Source organism: Aliivibrio sifiae (genome assembly GCF_002954715.1).
Lineage (GTDB): Bacteria > Pseudomonadota > Gammaproteobacteria > Enterobacterales > Vibrionaceae > Aliivibrio > Aliivibrio sifiae.
In genome coordinates this window covers 1,370,100-1,388,789 of sequence record NZ_MSCP01000001.1, presented here as the reverse complement: position 1 = coordinate 1,388,789, position 18,690 = coordinate 1,370,100, and the positions used below count along the sequence as shown (strand labels likewise).

General features: G+C 38.0%; 18 protein-coding genes. 12 read left to right on the top strand and 6 right to left on the bottom strand.

Features of this window, described 5'->3' with window-relative positions:
* The first annotated feature begins 181 nt into the window (after positions 1-181).
* From BTO23_RS06150 to BTO23_RS06140, 3 genes are all read left to right on the top strand, one after another.
* Positions 182-1,786 carry a BCCT family transporter gene (locus BTO23_RS06150; protein ID WP_105063169.1) on the top strand — a complete coding sequence of 535 codons (1,605 nt, stop codon included), beginning with the start codon at positions 182-184 and terminating at the stop codon, positions 1,784-1,786.
* A 231-nt stretch (positions 1,787-2,017) separates the two neighbouring features.
* Positions 2,018-2,329 carry a type II toxin-antitoxin system HigB family toxin gene (locus BTO23_RS06145; protein ID WP_105063168.1) on the top strand — a complete coding sequence of 104 codons (312 nt, stop codon included), beginning with the start codon at positions 2,018-2,020 and terminating at the stop codon, positions 2,327-2,329.
* 20 nt (positions 2,330-2,349) lie between these two features.
* Positions 2,350-2,727: a helix-turn-helix domain-containing protein gene (locus BTO23_RS06140; RefSeq protein WP_105063167.1), complete on the top strand. Its 378-nt coding sequence runs from the start codon at positions 2,350-2,352 to the stop codon at positions 2,725-2,727.
* A 120-nt stretch (positions 2,728-2,847) separates the two neighbouring features.
* Here the strand turns inward: BTO23_RS06140 and BTO23_RS06135 are convergent, their stop codons facing one another.
* From BTO23_RS06135 to BTO23_RS06125, 3 genes are all read right to left on the bottom strand, one after another.
* Positions 2,848-5,166, bottom strand: a complete 2,319-nt coding sequence (locus BTO23_RS06135; protein WP_105063166.1) for an AAA family ATPase — start codon at positions 5,164-5,166, stop codon at positions 2,848-2,850.
* A gap of 272 nt (positions 5,167-5,438) precedes the next feature.
* Complete coding sequence (locus BTO23_RS06130) at positions 5,439-6,416, bottom strand: phosphotransferase (RefSeq protein WP_105063165.1); 978 nt, start codon at positions 6,414-6,416, stop codon at positions 5,439-5,441.
* 34 nt (positions 6,417-6,450) lie between these two features.
* Positions 6,451-6,909, bottom strand: a complete 459-nt coding sequence (locus BTO23_RS06125; protein ID WP_060990765.1) for an RNA methyltransferase — start codon at positions 6,907-6,909, stop codon at positions 6,451-6,453.
* A gap of 94 nt (positions 6,910-7,003) precedes the next feature.
* Between BTO23_RS06125 and BTO23_RS06120 the strand changes: the two genes are divergently transcribed.
* Positions 7,004-7,477, top strand: coding sequence for a LabA-like NYN domain-containing protein (locus tag BTO23_RS06120; protein WP_060990766.1), 474 nt, complete (start codon positions 7,004-7,006; stop codon positions 7,475-7,477).
* Positions 7,478-7,640: 163 nt separating this feature from the next.
* Entirely contained in the window at positions 7,641-9,023 is a 1,383-nt protein-coding gene (locus BTO23_RS06115) for an alpha-amylase family protein (RefSeq protein WP_105063164.1), read from the top strand.
* 176 nt (positions 9,024-9,199) lie between these two features.
* Here the strand turns inward: BTO23_RS06115 and BTO23_RS06110 are convergent, their stop codons facing one another.
* Positions 9,200-10,207 (bottom strand): OmpA family protein, encoded by a 1,008-nt coding sequence (locus tag BTO23_RS06110; protein WP_060990768.1) that lies wholly within the window; start codon positions 10,205-10,207, stop codon positions 9,200-9,202.
* Between the two features lie 144 nt (positions 10,208-10,351).
* Positions 10,352-12,343, bottom strand: coding sequence for a methyl-accepting chemotaxis protein (locus tag BTO23_RS06105; RefSeq protein WP_105063163.1), 1,992 nt, complete (start codon positions 12,341-12,343; stop codon positions 10,352-10,354).
* A 301-nt stretch (positions 12,344-12,644) separates the two neighbouring features.
* On the opposite strand from BTO23_RS06105, the gene hinT reads away from it, so the two are divergent.
* The 5 genes from hinT (at position 12,645) to BTO23_RS06080 (ending at position 15,990) form a co-directional block, all read left to right on the top strand.
* Positions 12,645-12,995 (top strand): purine nucleoside phosphoramidase, encoded by a 351-nt coding sequence (gene hinT, locus BTO23_RS06100; protein WP_060990770.1) that lies wholly within the window; start codon positions 12,645-12,647, stop codon positions 12,993-12,995.
* A 66-nt stretch (positions 12,996-13,061) separates the two neighbouring features.
* The gene (locus BTO23_RS06095) at positions 13,062-14,459 is read left to right on the top strand and encodes a COG3014 family protein (RefSeq protein WP_105063162.1); all 1,398 of its coding nucleotides are present in this window, start codon (positions 13,062-13,064) and stop codon (positions 14,457-14,459) included.
* Positions 14,459-14,848, top strand: a complete 390-nt coding sequence (locus tag BTO23_RS06090; protein ID WP_060990772.1) for a YcfL family putative periplasmic lipoprotein — start codon at positions 14,459-14,461, stop codon at positions 14,846-14,848. Before BTO23_RS06095 ends, BTO23_RS06090 begins: the two co-directional genes overlap by 1 nt.
* A 59-nt stretch (positions 14,849-14,907) precedes the next feature.
* The gene (gene lpoB / locus BTO23_RS06085) at positions 14,908-15,498 is read left to right on the top strand and encodes a penicillin-binding protein activator LpoB (protein ID WP_060990773.1); all 591 of its coding nucleotides are present in this window, start codon (positions 14,908-14,910) and stop codon (positions 15,496-15,498) included.
* Positions 15,499-15,651: 153 nt separating this feature from the next.
* Complete coding sequence (locus BTO23_RS06080) at positions 15,652-15,990, top strand: YggL 50S ribosome-binding family protein (protein WP_060990774.1); 339 nt, start codon at positions 15,652-15,654, stop codon at positions 15,988-15,990.
* A 98-nt stretch (positions 15,991-16,088) separates the two neighbouring features.
* On the opposite strand, the gene BTO23_RS06075 is transcribed toward BTO23_RS06080, so the two are convergent.
* Entirely contained in the window at positions 16,089-16,832 is a 744-nt protein-coding gene (locus BTO23_RS06075) for a class I SAM-dependent DNA methyltransferase (RefSeq protein ID WP_060990775.1), read from the bottom strand.
* A 280-nt stretch (positions 16,833-17,112) separates the two neighbouring features.
* Between BTO23_RS06075 and BTO23_RS06070 the strand changes: the two genes are divergently transcribed.
* Together BTO23_RS06070 and ycfP are read left to right on the top strand one after the other, a co-directional pair.
* The gene (locus BTO23_RS06070; protein WP_245922085.1) at positions 17,113-17,952 is read left to right on the top strand and encodes a phosphotransferase; all 840 of its coding nucleotides are present in this window, start codon (positions 17,113-17,115) and stop codon (positions 17,950-17,952) included.
* Between the two features lie 129 nt (positions 17,953-18,081).
* The gene (gene ycfP, locus BTO23_RS06065) at positions 18,082-18,633 is read left to right on the top strand and encodes an alpha/beta hydrolase YcfP (RefSeq protein ID WP_060990777.1); all 552 of its coding nucleotides are present in this window, start codon (positions 18,082-18,084) and stop codon (positions 18,631-18,633) included.
* Positions 18,634-18,690 lie beyond the last annotated feature (57 nt).

Genomic DNA, 18,690 nt, shown 5'->3' with positions numbered 1-18,690 from the left:
TCATTTGTGTTATAATACGTCACTTGGGATTGAGAAAAAGAGCAATTAATCACCTATGGTGGTGATTCTTATCATGTTTATTTATATGGTACCGCTACTCAATCAAATAGTAATTGGATAAGGAGTTGTCCTTATATTCGTCTAGCTGTTCGCTTAGCCGGATATGTGAACATTATCGTTTATGGGTTTTAAATCAGAAAAGTACAGTATTGAATCGACAGATTATCAAGTCGGTCAAGATAACATTAGTAAATGGGGCATGGATATCCATAATACCGTTTTTATAGCCTCAGTCGGCTTGTCTCTTCTCTTCATTATTACACTTCTCGCACTACCTCCTACAGATGCAAAAGCCGCCATTGATTCCCTTAAAGGTTCAGTGTTAGCAAATTTTGACTTCCTCTTTATGTGGGGAGCCAACATCTTATTAATCGTTGCCATTATTATTGCTTTTTCACCGTTAGGTAAAATTCGCTTAGGTGGTGATGATGCGAAGCCAGATTATTCAAAAGCCTCTTGGATCTCGATGCTATTTGCCGCAGGTATGGGTATTGGGCTTATCTTCTGGGGTGTTGCAGAGCCAACCGCGTTCTTTACCAACTGGTTTGGAACTCCGCTTAATGTAGAACCTTTTACAGAAGCTGGCCGTGAATTAGCATTAGGCGCAACCGTCTTCCACTGGGGATTACATGCATGGGCTATCTATGGCATGACAGCGCTTTGCCTTGCTTATTTTGTTTATAACAAAGGGCTGCCATTATCAATGCGCTCGGTGTTTTATCCATTGTTAGGTGATCGAGTCTGGGGTAAAACGGGTGATGTGATTGATATCTTAACCGTGTTAGTTACCTTGTTTGGTCTTGCAACGTCTCTTGGTTTAGGCGGCTCACAAGCGGCTAGTGGTATTAGCCATGTTTTCGGAATGGAAAATAACATCTATCTTCAACAGGCTATTATCGTATTGATCATGGGTCTTGCGATTATTTCTGTTCTACGCGGTATGGATGGGGGCGTTAAATTTCTTAGTAACCTGAATATGGTTATCGCCTTTGTCTTCCTTGGTTTGATTGCTGTGTTGAATTTCACAACAGTATTGGATTCATTAGTTACGGCATTAACTGGTTATGTGAAAAACATTATTCCGTTAAGCCAAAGCTCTGGCCGAGAGGACACGACTTGGCTGCATGGTTGGACTGTGTTCTATTGGGCGTGGTGGGTAGCGTATGCACCTTTCTTTGGTATGTTCGTAGCTCGTATATCTAAAGGTCGTACTGTTCGCGAATTCCTTCTTTGCGTAATGCTTATACCGACAATGGTAACTACAGCTTGGATGTCAATCTTCGGTGGTGTGGCTATTCAACAAGTTATCGATAAAGTGGGTCTATTAGGCGCTCAACAAGGTATTAGTGATGTATCTCTAAGCTTGTTCCATATGCTAGATGCTTATCCGTTTGGGGATATTCTATCCTTTATTGCCGTAGCACTGATCATCGTTTTCTTTGTGACCACGTTGGACTCAGGCTCTATCGTTATTGATGGCATGACTGCGGGTGGTAAATTAGAAGTACCTGTTAAACAGAAAGTAGTTTGGGCGGTTATCTCTGGTGCTATCGCCATGATTATGTTGTGGATTGGTGGTACTGAATCTATTCAAGCGTTGCAATCAATTACTATTATTGCAGCAATGCCGTTTACCATTATTCTCTTGCTAGGCTGTGTGAGTTTACTTAAAGGACTATTGACGGAAGTTGATAAGCCAAAGGTAGCCACTAAGCGAGTTAACTAACTAGGTTAGTTTGTAGCTAGATTAAGAGCTAAAGTAAAAGTTAGATCTACAATAAAACTCTCTGGTACTTTGTGCTAGGGAGTTTTTTTATGCAATAACAAATAAATGATGACAGTCGAATAACGTAAAGTCATTACTTTTTCACTCTTAATTTTCCCGAACTGGGAAATTAAGTTGACATTTTATACAGTTATTCCCATAATGGGAACTTAATCATAGAACGGAGGCTATGTGCGAGTTATTTCAAAACCAATTCTTATAGAGTTTTACTCAAACCCACTCTATAAAGATTCAGAAGAAGCATTAAAATCGTGGCACGATGAGGTTATTCAAGCGGATTGGAATACTCCTCACGAAATAAAAGCACAGTATAAAAACGCAAGCATCATAGGAAATAAAAGGGTAGTTTTTAATATTTGTGGTAATAAATATAGATTGATTGTTTCAGTGAGCTATCGTTTAAAAGCTTTCTACGTGAAGTTTGTAGGGACACACAAACAATATGATGACGTTGATGCAGAAACTATCGATTTATTTAAATAACAATGCAGTGGTAATAAATTATGAATATTAAGCCAATTAGAACTAAAGATGATTACAAAGCAGCTATGGCTCGTATCAGTGAGCTTACTAGCGGCGATCCTGATGCGTTACCTGATATTGAGTTTGATGAATTAGAAATTTTAACCACTTTAGCTGAAGCATACGAAAGCGTTCATTATAAAATTGAAGCTCCAGATCCCGTAGAGGCAATTAAATTTAGAATGGAACAGCTTGGATTAAGTGATAGTGACTTAACACCAATATTAGGGCAACGCAGCCGAGTTACCGAGATTTTAAAGAGAAAGAGACGACTTTCACTCACCATGATTAGAAGCTTAAATCGTAAGTTGAATATTCCACTTGAGAGTCTTATTAGCGAATATCAACTTGCTAAATAATAGCTAACTCGTTTGTGCTTAGATTGATCTGCTAATAGGTTTGGTTCAGAGGTAAAGGTTCCTAATAAATAAGGATTAAACTCTACAAAGTTAGTGTTTAATCCTTACCTTATTGTGGTTCTACATTCTAGTGACGCATTCTAATGTTTTTTGAATATTGGTTCTTAGCTCTGTCATATCAATAGGATTGCTAACTGTTTTAACACCATCAGCGTGGTGATATTCGCCTGTATATTCATTCAAATCTTCGATGTCCTCGAAAGTCTCATTATCAATGTAAAAGATATCCTGTTGGTCATCTTTTCTTTCTCTCACTTTTCCGATAAGCGTTCCCAAATACTCATTAGGCAAAAATGTATTTGGATCTGACATATAGATTTTAGCTTCAAGTATGGTTCTGATTCTTCTTATTGCATCAAGCTTTATTGTTGAATCGTCTGATGGGGTATGGCAATAATCTAGAAGCGATTTATAACACTGCTCATAAGGGTCTGTTGTTTCTTCATTCAGGTTAGCAATACTGATTAACGAACTTTTCCTGTAATGGGACGTACCAGAAATTTGAGTTGAGGATTCAAACCTGAAATATGAAGAAATAGTATTGTTATTTTGATAGTCGTACAGCTCTTTCAAGAAGAACGGATCATGACTCATAACTAAAACCTGATTATTTCTGGCAATCTTGGTTATCAATGCTTTTGTTTGATGTCTTCTGTGTCGGTCTAATGAACTCATCGGGTCATCAAACACTATAATACTGTTTGCATTTACACCACTTCTGACTTTTGCAAAGAAGAAAGCCAGTGCTAATGCATTTTTATCACCTGTTGAAAGTAGATCACCAATAACTTTTGCAGAATCAGCAGCGTTAGAAGTTGATAGTTCATTCTCAATAAATTTGACCCCGAACTTAAACCTGTCATTCCCTTTTTTTGCTTTGTAGTCTTTCTCTAAATCAATTAATCGAACATGGCTACCAAACTTTTGAAGAATCTCATTAATATCTTTGCTTAGAGTTGAAATTTTTCCTTTCTGGTCGTTTTCGATTTCTTCCCTGAGGGTTTTTACTGCCTTATTATTTAATGTAACTCTAGAACCTCGATCTTTTCTATCTTTAATCCAAAGCTTAACGTCTGCCTTACTCGACTCGATAGCGTTTTTTAATGTGGTTATATTAATGTTGATATCAGCTTCTGTAGTTGACTCTAGTGTGGATATATAAGACTGAATATCATTCAAGCATGACTGAATTGATTTATTAAGCGTTCTAATGTCAGATTCAGCATCAAACAAGATTTTGATTATGGACTCACAAGTTTCAGAAAGGTCAGTTTCTATGAAAATATCTGACTCCATGCGTTCTGTTTCTTTTTTGAGGTTCTTAATATACGTTTCTAGATCAGAAAGGTAAGCTAGTTCTAAGGTAAGTGAATTAAGGGAAACTCTATCTTTCCAAGACTCGATGCACTGATTAGCGGTGTCAACGTCCGTCTTAACTGATAAAAGGGCGGTGTATATGCTGTCTAAGTCAGTAGTAGTAATTGTGTTGCTTGTAGTGAAAGCATTAACGGCGACTTGATACGTTTCATCAAGAAAGTGCTTATAGTGAGTATAGATAGGCGATTCATTTAGGCCCTGTGCGCAGAAAGGACACGTTTGGTTTTCTGTTACAAGAGTTACACCGTCTTTTACCCATTTCTTATTTTCTTTCTTATGATTGTTAGAGAAGTGCTTCTTGATTTCTTCGGTTGCATCTCTACTAATTTTTTCAACTGAAACGTCCAGATAATCAAAATTCAGTTCAGGAAATGAAACCGAGAGCTTACTTGGCTTTGTAATTTTCTTAATTACGTCAATAGCTTTCACATCATCTAATTTTGATTCTAACTCTGCTATGCGACTATCTGCGCCTTTAATGGGTTTTAATTTTGTAATTTCTGAAACGGTTAAACCCTGAAACCGTTGAGTCAATTTCGTTTCAAATTCTGTTTTATCTGTGGTGAGAATATTGTTTTCTAATTTCAAATCATCAATTTTCTTTTGCTTTTCAACAGAGAATGAACCTAAGCATAGGTTGTAGTAATTTTGAAGGTTACTACTTTCAATCTTGCTAGATGAGTGAACATTCGAATCAATGAAGTGCTGATTAAAGACTAAAAAGTTATGGTCAAGTGAGTTTATGTTGTTTGGTGTAATTGCCTTTGAAGCAGAAAATCGTAAAACAAAATTAGGGGTTTTCAATTCGTCTGACTCTAATGACTTCATGCTATTAATGGAGGGTATATCTTTTTCTGAAATTAACTGAAAAATTTTACTTAATGTAGATTTACCATCACCATTTAAACCATATATGAGCGAAAGCTGTGTGAAGTTGTTATCCATTTGGCTACGGTGATTTAGCTGCTTTATTTCGGCTAGGACGTTGAGATTTTCTAACATGGTGAATCGTTATCCTTAGGCAATCCATTTAACTGAGAATAATAGCATATCGGATGGTCGGAAAATCTGATGTGGATTATATAATTTAGCGAATCCATTCAAAATTTATTCGGGCAAAGCAGATTTGAATAAATGAAATTATTCATGGTTTACTAGACAATTTAGGGTTGTCCAGAGGCGTTCAGGCACACTCTGGGCTAACTCATAAATGTTCAGAAACAAGTTTGCAACTACCCCCTCACATAAAAAGGTCGCTCATTTGCGACCTTTCCCTACAATTCCTTCAACGCTCTTTCTTTAAGCCCTTCCGTATACCCATTAATCTTCCAATGCTCTGGGCTCCAGCCTTTTACAAAGCGTTGAAAATCAGCCCAAGCAATGCAAAACAATGGTCGCCACTCTTGCTCAATATCGTTACTTGCTTCGGTGTTGCCTAAACGCAATAGGGTGGTTTTAAGCTGACTAAAGTAATGATCTAATAGTTCACTCTCAAGCTCTGCACACTGTTCTGGCATAACGGCACTGCTGATGAATAAGATCACATCCTTCATGCCACAGCCTTTTCCTACGTATTGGAAATCCACAGCAGCGACGTGTTTTCCATCTTCAGAAAAACAGAAGTTCGCTAACTTAGCATCACCATGTACCAAGGTTTGGTAGCGGCTGTTTTTTAGTGTTTCATCAATCTTAACTGCTGCGTGTTTTAATGGTAAATCTGTTAAGGCTTCAAGCTCATCAGGGCGAGTGTCTAAATGCCAATAAGTGCCAGTTTTCCATAAGCCAATTGGTTCAACATTAAGGTGTGCTGCATGAAAGTTTGCAAGCCACGTTAAGCAGGTTTTGGCTTCATTTATTGAGGCGCTGGTTTGTAATGGTCCAGTTTTTACGATTGGAAATCCGCAGGTCGCTAAATCTCCCAGAACCAAAATGAGTTCGTTATTACGTTGTTCTACGTATAAACAGCGCGGCACAGGACAATGGGTAGAAACCGCATTGGCATAATCTTGATACCAGTTGAGTTCCACTTGGTATGAGTCGAGTTTACGTTGGTGTGATAAATCGGTATTCCAGCCTCTAGGGTGAAGTTTAGGCTTGGGTAGGGTGATCTGTTTGATGATGATAGAAGAGGTGGGTGCTTGGGTTAAATGCAAACGCACCAATTCACCATAACCGCCCCACAAGGTTTGTAGGGTATCGGTTTGGGTAATTGATGCGTTTTCGAAACCCGAAATACGTGATAAATCAAACATGCCGAGTTCCTTTATTTATCTAGCTTAACGTCGATTACTTATGGTTGGAGAAGTTTTCACCTTTTGCCATGCGATCATACATGATCACGTTCACAGCAGCGGCTAAGTTCATGCAGCCATTGGTTGGGACATAAATAGTCTCACGGCAGAAATCGGTGATCTCTTTTTTCAACGTACCGTCTTCAGGGCCAAAAATGTAAAACGCACGTGGTGGGTGCTTGTAATCTGGCAGAGGTTTCGCGCCTTCAATAAGGTCAACCGCGACTGGCACGCAATCTAAAGGAATGATGTCTTTTAGATCTTCAACACCAATCAGCGGTACATTTAAATGCTGGCTTTTTGTGTCTGTACAAAATTGTTTGGCGATATCGTAACGTCTACCTGTGTAGAATACCGAATTTACGCCATAGCAGCCCGCCGCTCGCATTACTGAGCCAACATTTTCAGGTGTTTTTGGGTTTACCAATCCAATACAAGAGTAGCCTTTAGTCATTTTACCGTCTTTCCAATACAAAATTTGCGCGAAGTATACCTAAATTAAAGGGATTCATATAGACTCATTGGATAATTTCCTAGGAAGGTGAAATATGAAAACGGTTGCGATTCTTGTTGATGTGCAAAACATTTACTACACCACACGTGATGTCTACCAACGTCATTTTGATTACAACGCATTATGGGCAAAAGTGACCGATGGTCGTAAAGTGGTAGGCGCTAATGCCTATGCGATTGCACGTAGTGATGATAAACAGAAGCAATTTCATAATATCCTTCGTGGTATTGGTTTTGATGTGAAATTAAAACCTTTTATTCAGCGTCGTGATGGGTCTGCAAAAGGCGATTGGGACGTAGGTATTGCTCTTGATGCTATTGAGATGGCTGAGCAAGCGGATATCGTGGTGATTTTGTCTGGCGATGGTGATTTTGATTTACTCGTTAAGCGAATTCAGTCACGTTTTAACAAAGAAGTTGAAGTGTACGGTGTAGAGAGCTTAACGGCAAATTCATTAATTGAAGTCGCAGACCGCTTTATTCCAATTGAAGATAACTTGTTATTATAGAATGAGTTAACAAGTATTGTTCTTTGTTGTAACGTTATTGAGTAGTACTTATTTACCAAGCTACGCCTAACGCCTCATACTGGATTTTATAGAGTTAAGGAGGAGGGCAGAAAAATAGGGACTTTTTATAATTGAATGACGTTACCTATAAGGATAAAAAATAATGAGCCAGCAAACACAATGGCATTCAACAGAAGTTCCGGCTGTAAGTAATATTATTCTTCATGCTTTTGACTGGACTTATCAAGATATTGCTGAACAAGCTGAATTGATTGCCAGTTTGGGCTACCGCTCGGTTTTAGTCTCTCCTGCGATGAAATCTCTTCGTTTGCCATCTGGTACTCAGTGGTGGCAACGATATCAACCACAAGATTACCGTCTTATAGACAACCCATTAGGAGATACTATTGATTTTACTCGTATGGTGTCATGCTTAGCTGAATTTAATATTTGGGTTTACGTTGATGTTGTGTTTAATCACATGGCGAATGAGTCTGATATCCGAGCTGATTTAGAATTCCCTAATCAATGGGACAGAGAAGATTATGCTCGTGATCCTAAAAAGTACGAGCCATTAACGTTATTTGGTGATTTATCTCAGCCACTGTTTTCTGAATCTGATTTTGTAGAAGCGTTCGGTATTGAAAACTGGAATGATAAATGGGAAGTGCAAAACGGACGAATTTCAGGCGGTCCGCATGACCCAGGTTTACCAACACTGTCTGATAATGAACATGTTGTTGCGCAGCAAAAAGCATACCTAAAAGCGCTAAAGCAGATTGGTGTCAAAGGCTTCCGTATTGATGCGGCAAAGCACATGACGCTTGAGCACTTGAATAAAGTGTGGGATGAGGAAATAACTAAAGACGTACATATTTTCGGTGAGATCATTACTGATGGTGGTGCGACAAAAGAAGAATATGAGACGTTTTTGAATCCTTATTTGCAAGGAACAACGTTGGGAGCTTATGATTTCCCTTTATTTAATTCTTTATATCAAGCGTTAGAAAATAAAGGATCATTTAAGTCCTTAATTGATCCTTACTGCTACGGTATGGCGTTATCTCCATTACGTGCTATTACGTTTGCTATTACTCACGATATTCCAAACAATGGTGTGTTTAAAGATTTGGTCATGAGTGAATCGAACGAATGGCTTGCTTACGCTTACCTATTTTGTAGAGAGGGCGGAATACCGTTAGTGTATTCAGAGCTTGAAACCAGTGGGATTAAAAATAAGCAAAATCAACCACGTTGGAAGGATGAATGGAAAAGTGCTCGTATGACTCAGCTAATGTCATTTCATAATGAGATGTATGGACAAGAGCAACGATTGGTTGAAGCCAGTGATGAGCACTTAGTTTTTTCTCGAGGTGAGAGTGGTTTGGTTGCATTAAATAAATCAGACCATAATATCGAGGTAAATGTTGCGGTTAGATCTGACGTAGTGTGGTTAGAGAATACTTCTAATCATTATTACGCTCCCCAGCAAGGGAATCTTCGGTTCTTTATTCCTGCGAATTCCTACATGCTATTTTCACGCTAAGTGTTCTTATCTGAGAATGAAAAAGGTGGATAAATTATCCACCTTTTTTGTTATCCGTAGTTATACCAATGCCATTAATTATCTGATTTCCCTACGTAATAAATACATTATCTAATGAGTTGCATTGGTATTACAAACTGTGTAGTGAAATTGGATACGGATATAATGGTTGTTTATTAATATTCAAAGTTAGGAATATCAATATCAACGCGGCGGTTAGCGCTTCGTCCTTCTGCCGTTTTATTGGTTGCGATAGGATTAGATTCACCTTCACCTGACGCATTGATTTGGCTTTCTTTTACCCCTTTATCTTGTAAGTAGTCGGACACTGCGTTTGCTCTGTCTTCTGATATTTTTTGATTGTATGCTGCCGAGCCTGAGGAGTCTGTATGACCGATAATGTTGACCCTCGCTTGTGGGTGTTCAACTAGGATTGCGGCAATTGAATCAAGTTCAGCATGACTTTCAGGTGCAAGCTCTGAACCATTATTTTTAAATAGGTTTTGATGTGATTTAGATTGCTCTTGTTTAACGGCAACAGGTTCCATTGGTTTTTCTTCCATTGGTTCTGCCATTTGTTTTTCTGGTTCTTGTACTACTTCAACTTCCTCTTCTTCTTCGATTGATGTTGCTTTTGAAGCGCTTCCAAAAGTATAAGTCAGACCAATAGAAATGAAGTGAGATGATAGATCATAAATGTAGCTATCATCGATATCGTCGAAGTATTGGTATTCTAGACGTAAAGCTAGGCTTTCATTTAGGGCTAATTCACTCCCTAAACCTGCAGTAAAGACAGTGTCGTTTGCATTGCTATAGTCCATGTATGCGGCACCAGCCTTGAGGAATACATCGATGGTATCGGTAGCAGAAAAAGTATAACGAGGAGCTAATGAGAGGGCAGTAAGACGGCTATCAACGTATTTTGTTGTACCGTTATAGGAATGACTAGATTCAAACTCGCCAATAGAATCAAAGCCAAGCTCTAATCCCCAACGCTCTGTGAAATGGTAACCACCGTATACACCATATCCAAATGCGTCGTCGTCACATGGCCCAGAAGCAGAGCAGGCGTCGTCAATGAGACCAAGGCCTAATTTACCACCAAAGTACGCTTCAGCCAGTAGAGGGGAAGAAAACCCTACAGAAGTTAGAGCCACAGCAACAAGTAAAGATGATTTTTTCATATACAGTCCTTTTATTTAAAACACACCATTGTTAGCAGTATGTATAAATAGTAGAACAAGAATTCAAGTTTCTGCAGGTATTTGCTTATATTTTATTCTATTAAGCTTTAAGGAGAGGGGATTTCTCCCCTCAATACGTCAAATTTACACTTTAAATTGATGCACGATATCGCTTTGTTGGTGTGCCAATTCATTTAATGTTGAGCTGACATTAGCAATATCATTCATTGCGGTTTGGTTCTCTTCTGCAATGTGACTGATGTCTTCTAAACTGCGTGCAATTTCTGTGGTGGTGGCGCTTTGTTCGTTCGCTGCTTGAGAGATGTGATTACTCATGTGGCTTATCTCATCAATCAAGCTTTGTATCATTACCATTGCATTGTTGGCTTCGTTCGTTTGCATTACACTTTGCTGCATATCCTCAACACAACTTTCAATGACGGTTGTTGTGGTTTTAGAACTTGATTGAAGGTTCGCAATCATAGCCTCAATCTCTGATGTTGATTTTGCGGTACGTTGAGCAAGAATACGAACTTCATCGGCAACAACCGCAAAGCCTCGGCCTTGCTCTCCTGCACGAGCGGCTTCAATCGCAGCATTTAACGCTAATAGGTTAGTTTGCTCTGCAATCTTATTGATAACATCTAAGATAGAGCCAATTTCACTGCTTACTTTTTGTAAATTACCAACGGCTTGAACTGACTCATCAAGACGGCTTGATAACTGCTCAATAGTAGCAATGTTATTAGCCATGACTTTTTGGCCATGCTCAGAGGCCGCTTCAACTTCTTGTACTTTCAATAATGAGCTTTCTGAGCTTGATGCGACTTCAACAACTGAGTGCTCCATCTGAGTCATCGCAGCGGCAACACTTGTGGTTTGCTCACGTTGATTAAGTAGCTGTTGTTTGGCTTTTTCTGCTGTTGAACTGTTATTTTGAGCAACCGCTGTTAATTCATCTGACGCGCCACTTAATTGCAGAAGTACTTTCTGTAAGTTGTCAGCGACGGTATTGATGTGACGAGATACGCGACTAAACTCTGTATTATGTTTAGTTTGAATGCGTTGTGTCATGTCTCCAGAAGTTAGTGACTCTAATATTTTTAACATGTTTTGCAGTGGTGTTCTTACTGATGATGCCAGATGGAAACCAATGATAGTCGCAAGTAGAGAAACAACAACACCTAACGCTATCGCTTTATACACACTTTGTTGATAAATAACTTCAGCTTGTTGTAATGATGTTTGCAGGTCTTGATTTGCTAACTCATTAAATGAAGTCAGTAAGACAAGTGCGTTATCAATTTGGCGAGCGAGGTTAGATATGTTGTTGTAAAGCGCATCTTTAGCACTTAGATAGGCAAAGTGAGTATTTAGAATTCCTTCTTTTTTCCCTACTTCGGCACTGAACTGATTTACCGATTTATCAAAAGTCTCTTTTAATTGAGGTAATTGATTCACTAAACCACGATAAGCATAATTTAAATGAGTGACGGCTTTTTTGTTTTGATTAACGGCTTTTTTTACAAACTCTACATCGTTACTTGCTAATGCATCAGAGGTAATTAGCTCGGCATCTTCAAGTTTTACAAAATAGCTTTTTGCCATCATTTTAACCGCAATGCTTTCTTGGTCGTTGACGAACTCTTTCATTCTTACACTTAATTCTGTGTATAAACGTTGAAAGCTACGAGTTGCTTTTTGTTTTTCATTATCAGCAAGTAATAGGGCTTGGTAATTATCCATTGCTATTTGTGCTTCATTAAAATAAGCGGCTTGGATATCAGTCAGTTCTAAGCGTTGTTGAGTGCCGGTATTTTGGTGTTCGGCAACATTAACTAGACGTTGAAATGTATTGTTAAACGTTGTTTCTGCGTTAACAAAAGCTTGACGTGCTTGTTGCATTTGAACAGGGTCATTAGTGGTTAAGAAGTCTTTGAAAGATTTGTCAGCCGCAAGAAGTGCAACGCTGGTTTCATTAGATAAGCTGACTAAAGGTAAAGAGTCTGAAGAGACTGACTTCATCTGATTGTGGATATTGCTCGTTCCATTGAGCATCAGGATAACCGTCGTAATAAACAAGATCACGATAAGCGAAAATCCTGCGTACATTCGACGTACTACCGAACTATTCATGTTCTATCTCTCTATAGTATTAATTTCATTAAAGCTAGTGTTGATTGGTATAAATAACACTCAGTCTTAATATGTTGACAATAAACATTCATGTTATGATTATTTTTCATCACCTGCTGTGACGATATCTATAAAATTAACAATACATAAAGAGAGGTGACTCTCAATTTTTTAAGGGATTTTTGTACATAGAGACTTAATTTGTCGTTAAGTTATGATTCAAGTGATTGTTTTCGAGAAATTTGTAACGCATACTAGAGTAAGTAGAAAATAAAAAACTGTGTTTTATTGGAGATGAGTCATGGCTGAAGAAACTATTTTTAGCAAAATTATTCGTAAAGAAATCCCCGCGGATGTTGTTTATCAAGATGATTTAGTTACTGCGTTTCGTGATATTAATCCACGTGCGCCAAGCCACGTATTAATTATTCCAAATAAATTGATCCCAACCACAAACGATGTGGAAGCGGAAGATGAATTAGTTATGGGCCGTTTATTTACAGTGGCTAAGAAAATAGCGATTGAAGAAGGTATTGCTGAAGACGGTTACCGTTTGATTGTTAACTGTAATCCTCATGGCGGCCAAGAAGTTTACCATATTCATATGCACCTTGTGGGCGGTCGTCCATTAGGTCCAATGCTATTAAGTTAATCGATCTCAAATAAGGCTCCCTAGTTAGGAGCCTTACTTTTTTTAGACTGAGAGTTTTCTATTTTAATGACGTCGATACTAAAAAAATCCATTGTACTTTCTTTTACCCTGCTGCTGTCGGGGTGTGCCAACCTGTCTGTTGGAAATTTATTTAGCCATTACTCTGTCCAGACGGATGATACTTATCAGTTGGTAAAAAATGGCGATGCTAAGCAAGCATACAGTGAAGAGGCTCCTGAAGTCGGAGGCCCCATCCTTGATAATCTAGAGCGTGGTCGAGTTGCTTTATTGAGTGAGCAATACGCAGAAAGTAAAGCGGATTTTGAGGGGGCGGAACAAGCGGCCAGAATACAAAGTGATCAAGCCGTAATTTCTGTCTCTGATTCAGCGAACCAAGTTGGTTCTTTGGTGACTAACGATAACTTAATTGATTATAAACCAGCGGATTATGAGTTGGGTTATTTGCATCTTTATCTTTCATTAAATTATTTAAAAAATAATGATTTAGAAGGTGCCTTGATTGAAGTTAGAAAAGCGAATTACATTCAAGAACAAGCTAAGAGAGATCGAGAGAAAGAGCTTCGTTCAGCAGAAAAAGACGCTAAAAAACAAGGTTTTGATGCAAATGTCGGCGCTATTTTAGCGAATTATCCTGATGTAGGTAATAAATTAGCCGCAGTGCAAAATGGCTATCTTTTCTATTATTCTGGTTTGTTGTTTGAAACAAATCGCAACTATAGTGATGCTTATATAGATTATAAGCGAGCGCTTGCGGTAGCTCCAAATAATAAGACGGTGATTGAGTCAGTCCAACGTTTAGCTCGACGACTTGGAATGCGCAATGATATTACGTTGTTAGAGAAGCAATACGGTGCTTATAAAGTACCAAAGCGCACTGACAGCAGAGTAATTATTATTGATGAGCAAGGTATCTTGCCACAGCTTTCTGATTGGCGATTACGCTTACCAATGTGGGATAGCCAAGGTAATTTTGTTCAATATAACTTAGCGCTACCATATTACAAAAAGACAAACCGTGATGTGTTCTCACCACTTAAAGTGAACAATAAAGCATTAGCCTCAGATCAATTGGCGGATGTTACTTTAATGGCTCGAAATGACTTAAATGAACGAATTCCTGCGATGGTTATTCGCCAAGCATTGCGTGTCGTCGCGAAAGATGAGTTGCGAAAAACATCACGAAACACGAAAGAAGAAGATTTAGCGAATGCGGTACTAACTATATTTAACTCGTTAACAGAGCAGCCTGACACGCGTAGTTGGCAAACACTGCCATCATTGATCAGCGTAACAAGTGTTGATGTGAAAGCAGGGGATAATCAAATCCAATATCTGGGAAATGAGCTAAACTTTACGATAAAAGAAGGTCATACCGTCGTAGTCTGGGTATCAAGACAAGGAAACGCCGTCACATGGTGGCATAAACAACTAGGAGAAATATAATGAAAAAATGGCTTATCGTTTTGCTATTACCATTGGCATTGGCTGCTTGTAGCTCGAGCCAAACTGCAGGTATTAGTGTTGATAGCAGTACTCAAAAAGTACTTTTTGGCGATAATGTACTTGGTAACCGTTTGTCTGTTGAGCAAATCAGCACACAGGACAACAATGGTTTAGTTCGCGGCATTGTGTCAGTAACAAGTAAATTTACAGGTGACCAACAGTTGCAATACCGTTTTTACTGGTATGATGCTCAAGGCCTAGAAGTTAATGGTTCTGATTCACCTTGGCGTACATTTATTGTGCGTGGCTTAGATACAATGAGTATTCAAGGCGTTGCAATGAAACCAGAAGCAACTCAATTCCGTGTTCAAATTCGTACATTAGAATAATATCAATGAACCGTGTTGATATAATTTGAGATAAAACACTCACTAGAGGTAAATAAAAAATGAATAAAAGTGTTATTGCGTTATTAAGCTTAGCTGTATTACTCGGTGGCTGTTCTAACAAAGTAAGTTACGGCGACGCTCAAGCAGTTGAAACAACAACTGTTGATTTTGGTTCGACGGATCTACAGAAAATTGCTGGCGAGATGACTGAAAGCATGCTGTCTTCTGGCGCTGTTGCTCAAATTACTCAAGGCAATCGTCCAATTGTTTTTGTTGAAAGTATTAAGAATAAAACAAGTGAGCACATTGATACTGAATCAGTTACTGACTCTATCAGTACTAAACTGTTAAATTCTGGTAAGTTCCGTTTTGTTGATATGGACCGTGTAGAAGCTGTTCGTTCACAACTTAACTTCCAAAATAATGATGAGTTAGTAAATCAAAATACAGCGATTCAATTTGGTAAAATGGTCGGCGCTCAATATATGCTTTATGGCAACCTTTCTAGCATCGTGAAAAATGCAGGCAGCGACAAAGACGTTTACTACAAAATGACAATGCGTTTAATGGATTTAGAAACAGGCCTAATCGAATGGGCTGATGAAACAGAGATCCGTAAGCAACAAGAGAAAAGTCTATTAGGTTGGTAATCACTAAACTCTAATTGATAGTTTAAGAAACCAGAGTGGGAAACTACTCTGGTTTTTTTGTATTTGAATTTAGTAATTTCTTTCAATCAAAGCTTGGGAAAACGGATGGAAAGGAGTATAAGTAGTGCTAGATAAATCAAAGAGAGAAATACTATGAAACTTAACAAGTTAGAAAACAAAAATCGCCGTATTCGTAAAAAATTATACCTAGGCGAGTTTGCGCTTCTTGGTTTTGAAGTAAGCTGTGCAACTGAATTTAAAGATTTTGACCAATACGATGTATTCGTAGATGATTTCATTGATTACATCAACAGCATTGATTTATGTTTCTGTGGTGGTGGCCTAGAGCTGTTTGAAGGCTTTGTATGCTCAACTGAGCGTTACCGTTCAGCAACAGCAGAAGAGCAGCTTTTAGTTGCTAACTGGCTAGACAGCCGTGCAGAAGTAAGCAAAGTTGAGATCAGCGAATTAGTTGACGCTAACTACTTATAATTTTTGTGTTGCAGTTAGTCTGCACAAGAATATAAATAAAAAATCCGCCTTAGTTGGCGGATTTTTGTTTTTATATTCTTAGAAACTGAACGCAGAGTTTATTTTTTTACACAAACCACAATCGCGTTACCAGAACCTTCATTTAACGGGGTGATTTTTTCATAGTCATGTTCAAATAAGTGAACGTCAAAGTATGGTTCTAATAGCGTTTGCAGTTGCTCAAAATCGACCGCTACCATTGGGTGTTTATCATCCCAAACTTCTGTCACGCCATCTGTTGTTTTCTCTATCTTTAGCAATAAATGCTGCCCATCCCCTTGGCCACTGTAATTCCAACCTGATTGAAACGTAAATTGGCTGCCTTCATGTTCTGCTGGGTGCTTTACAAATGAGCGATTATCAATCTTATTTCTTGCTACCGAGTTAAAGCAGAATACGCCATCTGTTTTTAATGCCGCATGAACGCTTGCAATACATTCTGTTAACTTTTCAATATTTGCATTGTAATGAATTGAATAAAGAAAACAGGTGATTAAGTCTAAAGGTTCATCAACAGTAAAGTTACTCATGTCATGCAAAATAAACTCAGCATCAGGATTTCGCAACTTTGCAAGATCAAGCATAGGTTGGTTAATGTCTAAGCCCTTCGCTTGATATCCGTAATTAATAAAATGTTTAACGTGTGGGCCAGTACCACAAGCTAAATCAAGATAATCTCTTCCATGATTACCAAAAATTTGATGTATACGACGAACAAAGTTACTTTGCTCTTGATAATCGATATCAGCACACATTAAATCGTAATAGCCAGATAAATCAGTATATAAAGCGTTAGAGGACATTATAGTCTATCCAAAATAACACCAGTCTACTTTAAGTGTTTGATTAACCGCTTATTTGGAAAGGTATGTAATAAATACGTCAGGTGAGACACTGTATTGTAGTTAACTCTCAAGAGACGCGTAGGGCGCGGATATTAATCCAAAAATCCAAGTTTGAATAGATATAATTATGAATAATATAAAATCAATTCATGCTGCAATTTTGAGACTAAATTAAACAGAATATGCAGTTGTGATAGACTGGCCTAACACTATGTTATTGCGATACTTTATGAGTAGGATGATGGATATTAATTTTAATGACTTTGGATTAACTTTTTATAAGGCATCTTTGCTTACTGGTGGATTAACCAATGCTTGTTTGAAAGTTGAAGCGAAAGAGGGGACTTTTGTTTGGCGTCCGGTGTCAACACAAGCGAAGTTACTTGGTGCTGATAGAAATAAAGAACGAGAGATATTAACTGCGCTACATGCAGTCCCTTTTACTCCAAAGGTACATAGTTCGAATGAATATGGTTTATTAGTCGAATGGTTGAATGGCGATGTTATTGCTCTTGATAAAGCTCAAGGTGCTGCAGTTAGTTTACTGGTCTCTGTTCACCAATTAGCAATAAACGATTTCAATGACGACATTAAAAATGAAGTGATGAGTTTGAAATCTCGTATCTTAGATTATTGGGGATCATTACAGCCGAAGTTCCAAACGTTAGAAATGCAGACGTACGTTGACTATTTCTCTCAACAAGAAGAGCACGCTTTGTTTGTTCCTTGTTTATGTCATTACGATATTGGCGCTTATAATATTATTGTAAGAGAAGAGGGTTATGGTTTGATTGATTGGGAATACGCCTCTATTGGTGACCCGAGTCAAGATTTAACCACTATGATTATTGCGAATCAGTTTAATGCTGATGACGTTATTCATAATTACTGTTTACAGCGTAATTTTGATATTGAACCTTGGCAAAAAGCGGTGGCATATTGGACGCCTTGGGTATGCTTTATGGGGGCTTTATGGTTTGCATTAGGCTATCAATTACTTAAAGACAGTTGTTATAAAGAGTTGGCAGAACGAGAAATGAGTAAGTTAAAAGAATTATTACCGTTAATGCAGAAATAAATCGGTAATAATCTAGGGTAGATCACTGTTCTCATTATTGTTCAAGTTAAGAGCTTTAAAACCTTAAATTTCATGGTAGATTAAAATTACTTATATGGAAAATTCTTATTCAGGAAACAGGGGGAACACATGATTATTTATCTTCACGGCTTTGACTCAACAAGCCCTGGTAATCATGAGAAGGTGATGCAACTTCAATTTATCGATGAAGATGTACGTTTCATTAATTACAGTACTCTGCATCCTAAGCATGATATGCAGCATTTATTAAAAGAAGTGTATAAGGTCATTGAGCAAGCTGGCGATCCAAATCCTATCATTTGTGGTGTTGGTCTAGGTGGTTTTTGGGCTGAACGTATTGGTTTCTTATGTGGTATTCGTCAGGTTATTTTTAATCCTAACTTACACCCAGAAGTTAATATGGAAGGTCGAATTGATCGTCCTGAAGAATATGCCGATATAGCAACTAAGTGTGTTGAGAAGTTCCGTAATAAAAACAAAGAAAATTGTTTATGTATTTTATCTAAAAGTGATGAAATTCGTGATAATTCGGCAACGGCTACGGAGTTAGAACCTTATTATCAAATTATTTGGGATGAAAACGAAACGCATAAGTTTAAGAAAATCTCTCAACATCTGCAGGCAATGAAAGTATTTAAAGAAGCAGAAACATTGATTTAAAAGCTGTTTTTGTAAATTCGATTTGAGAATAAAAAACATTCTTAACATAATAAAAAC

Bases quoted from the DNA above. Each gene is read 5' to 3' on its own strand.
- BTO23_RS06130 (WP_105063165.1), bottom strand. From the start codon at position 6,416: ATGTTTGATTTATCACGTATTTCGGGTTTCGAAAACGCATCAATTACC.
- BTO23_RS06125 (WP_060990765.1), bottom strand. From the start codon at position 6,909: ATGACTAAAGGCTACTCTTGTATTGGATTGGTAAACCCAAAAACACCT.
- BTO23_RS06070 (WP_245922085.1), top strand. From the start codon at position 17,113: ATGATGGATATTAATTTTAATGACTTTGGATTAACTTTTTATAAGGCA.
- BTO23_RS06150 (WP_105063169.1), top strand. From the start codon at position 182: ATGGGTTTTAAATCAGAAAAGTACAGTATTGAATCGACAGATTATCAA.
- lpoB (WP_060990773.1), top strand. From the start codon at position 14,908: ATGAATAAAAGTGTTATTGCGTTATTAAGCTTAGCTGTATTACTCGGT.
- BTO23_RS06140 (WP_105063167.1), top strand. From the start codon at position 2,350: ATGAATATTAAGCCAATTAGAACTAAAGATGATTACAAAGCAGCTATG.
- BTO23_RS06095 (WP_105063162.1), top strand. From the start codon at position 13,062: ATGACGTCGATACTAAAAAAATCCATTGTACTTTCTTTTACCCTGCTG.
- BTO23_RS06105 (WP_105063163.1), bottom strand. From the start codon at position 12,343: ATGAATAGTTCGGTAGTACGTCGAATGTACGCAGGATTTTCGCTTATC.
- BTO23_RS06075 (WP_060990775.1), bottom strand. From the start codon at position 16,832: ATGTCCTCTAACGCTTTATATACTGATTTATCTGGCTATTACGATTTA.
- BTO23_RS06110 (WP_060990768.1), bottom strand. From the start codon at position 10,207: ATGAAAAAATCATCTTTACTTGTTGCTGTGGCTCTAACTTCTGTAGGG.
- ycfP (WP_060990777.1), top strand. From the start codon at position 18,082: ATGATTATTTATCTTCACGGCTTTGACTCAACAAGCCCTGGTAATCAT.
- BTO23_RS06080 (WP_060990774.1), top strand. From the start codon at position 15,652: ATGAAACTTAACAAGTTAGAAAACAAAAATCGCCGTATTCGTAAAAAA.
- BTO23_RS06135 (WP_105063166.1), bottom strand. From the start codon at position 5,166: ATGTTAGAAAATCTCAACGTCCTAGCCGAAATAAAGCAGCTAAATCAC.
- BTO23_RS06115 (WP_105063164.1), top strand. From the start codon at position 7,641: ATGAGCCAGCAAACACAATGGCATTCAACAGAAGTTCCGGCTGTAAGT.
- hinT (WP_060990770.1), top strand. From the start codon at position 12,645: ATGGCTGAAGAAACTATTTTTAGCAAAATTATTCGTAAAGAAATCCCC.
- BTO23_RS06120 (WP_060990766.1), top strand. From the start codon at position 7,004: ATGAAAACGGTTGCGATTCTTGTTGATGTGCAAAACATTTACTACACC.
- BTO23_RS06090 (WP_060990772.1), top strand. From the start codon at position 14,459: ATGAAAAAATGGCTTATCGTTTTGCTATTACCATTGGCATTGGCTGCT.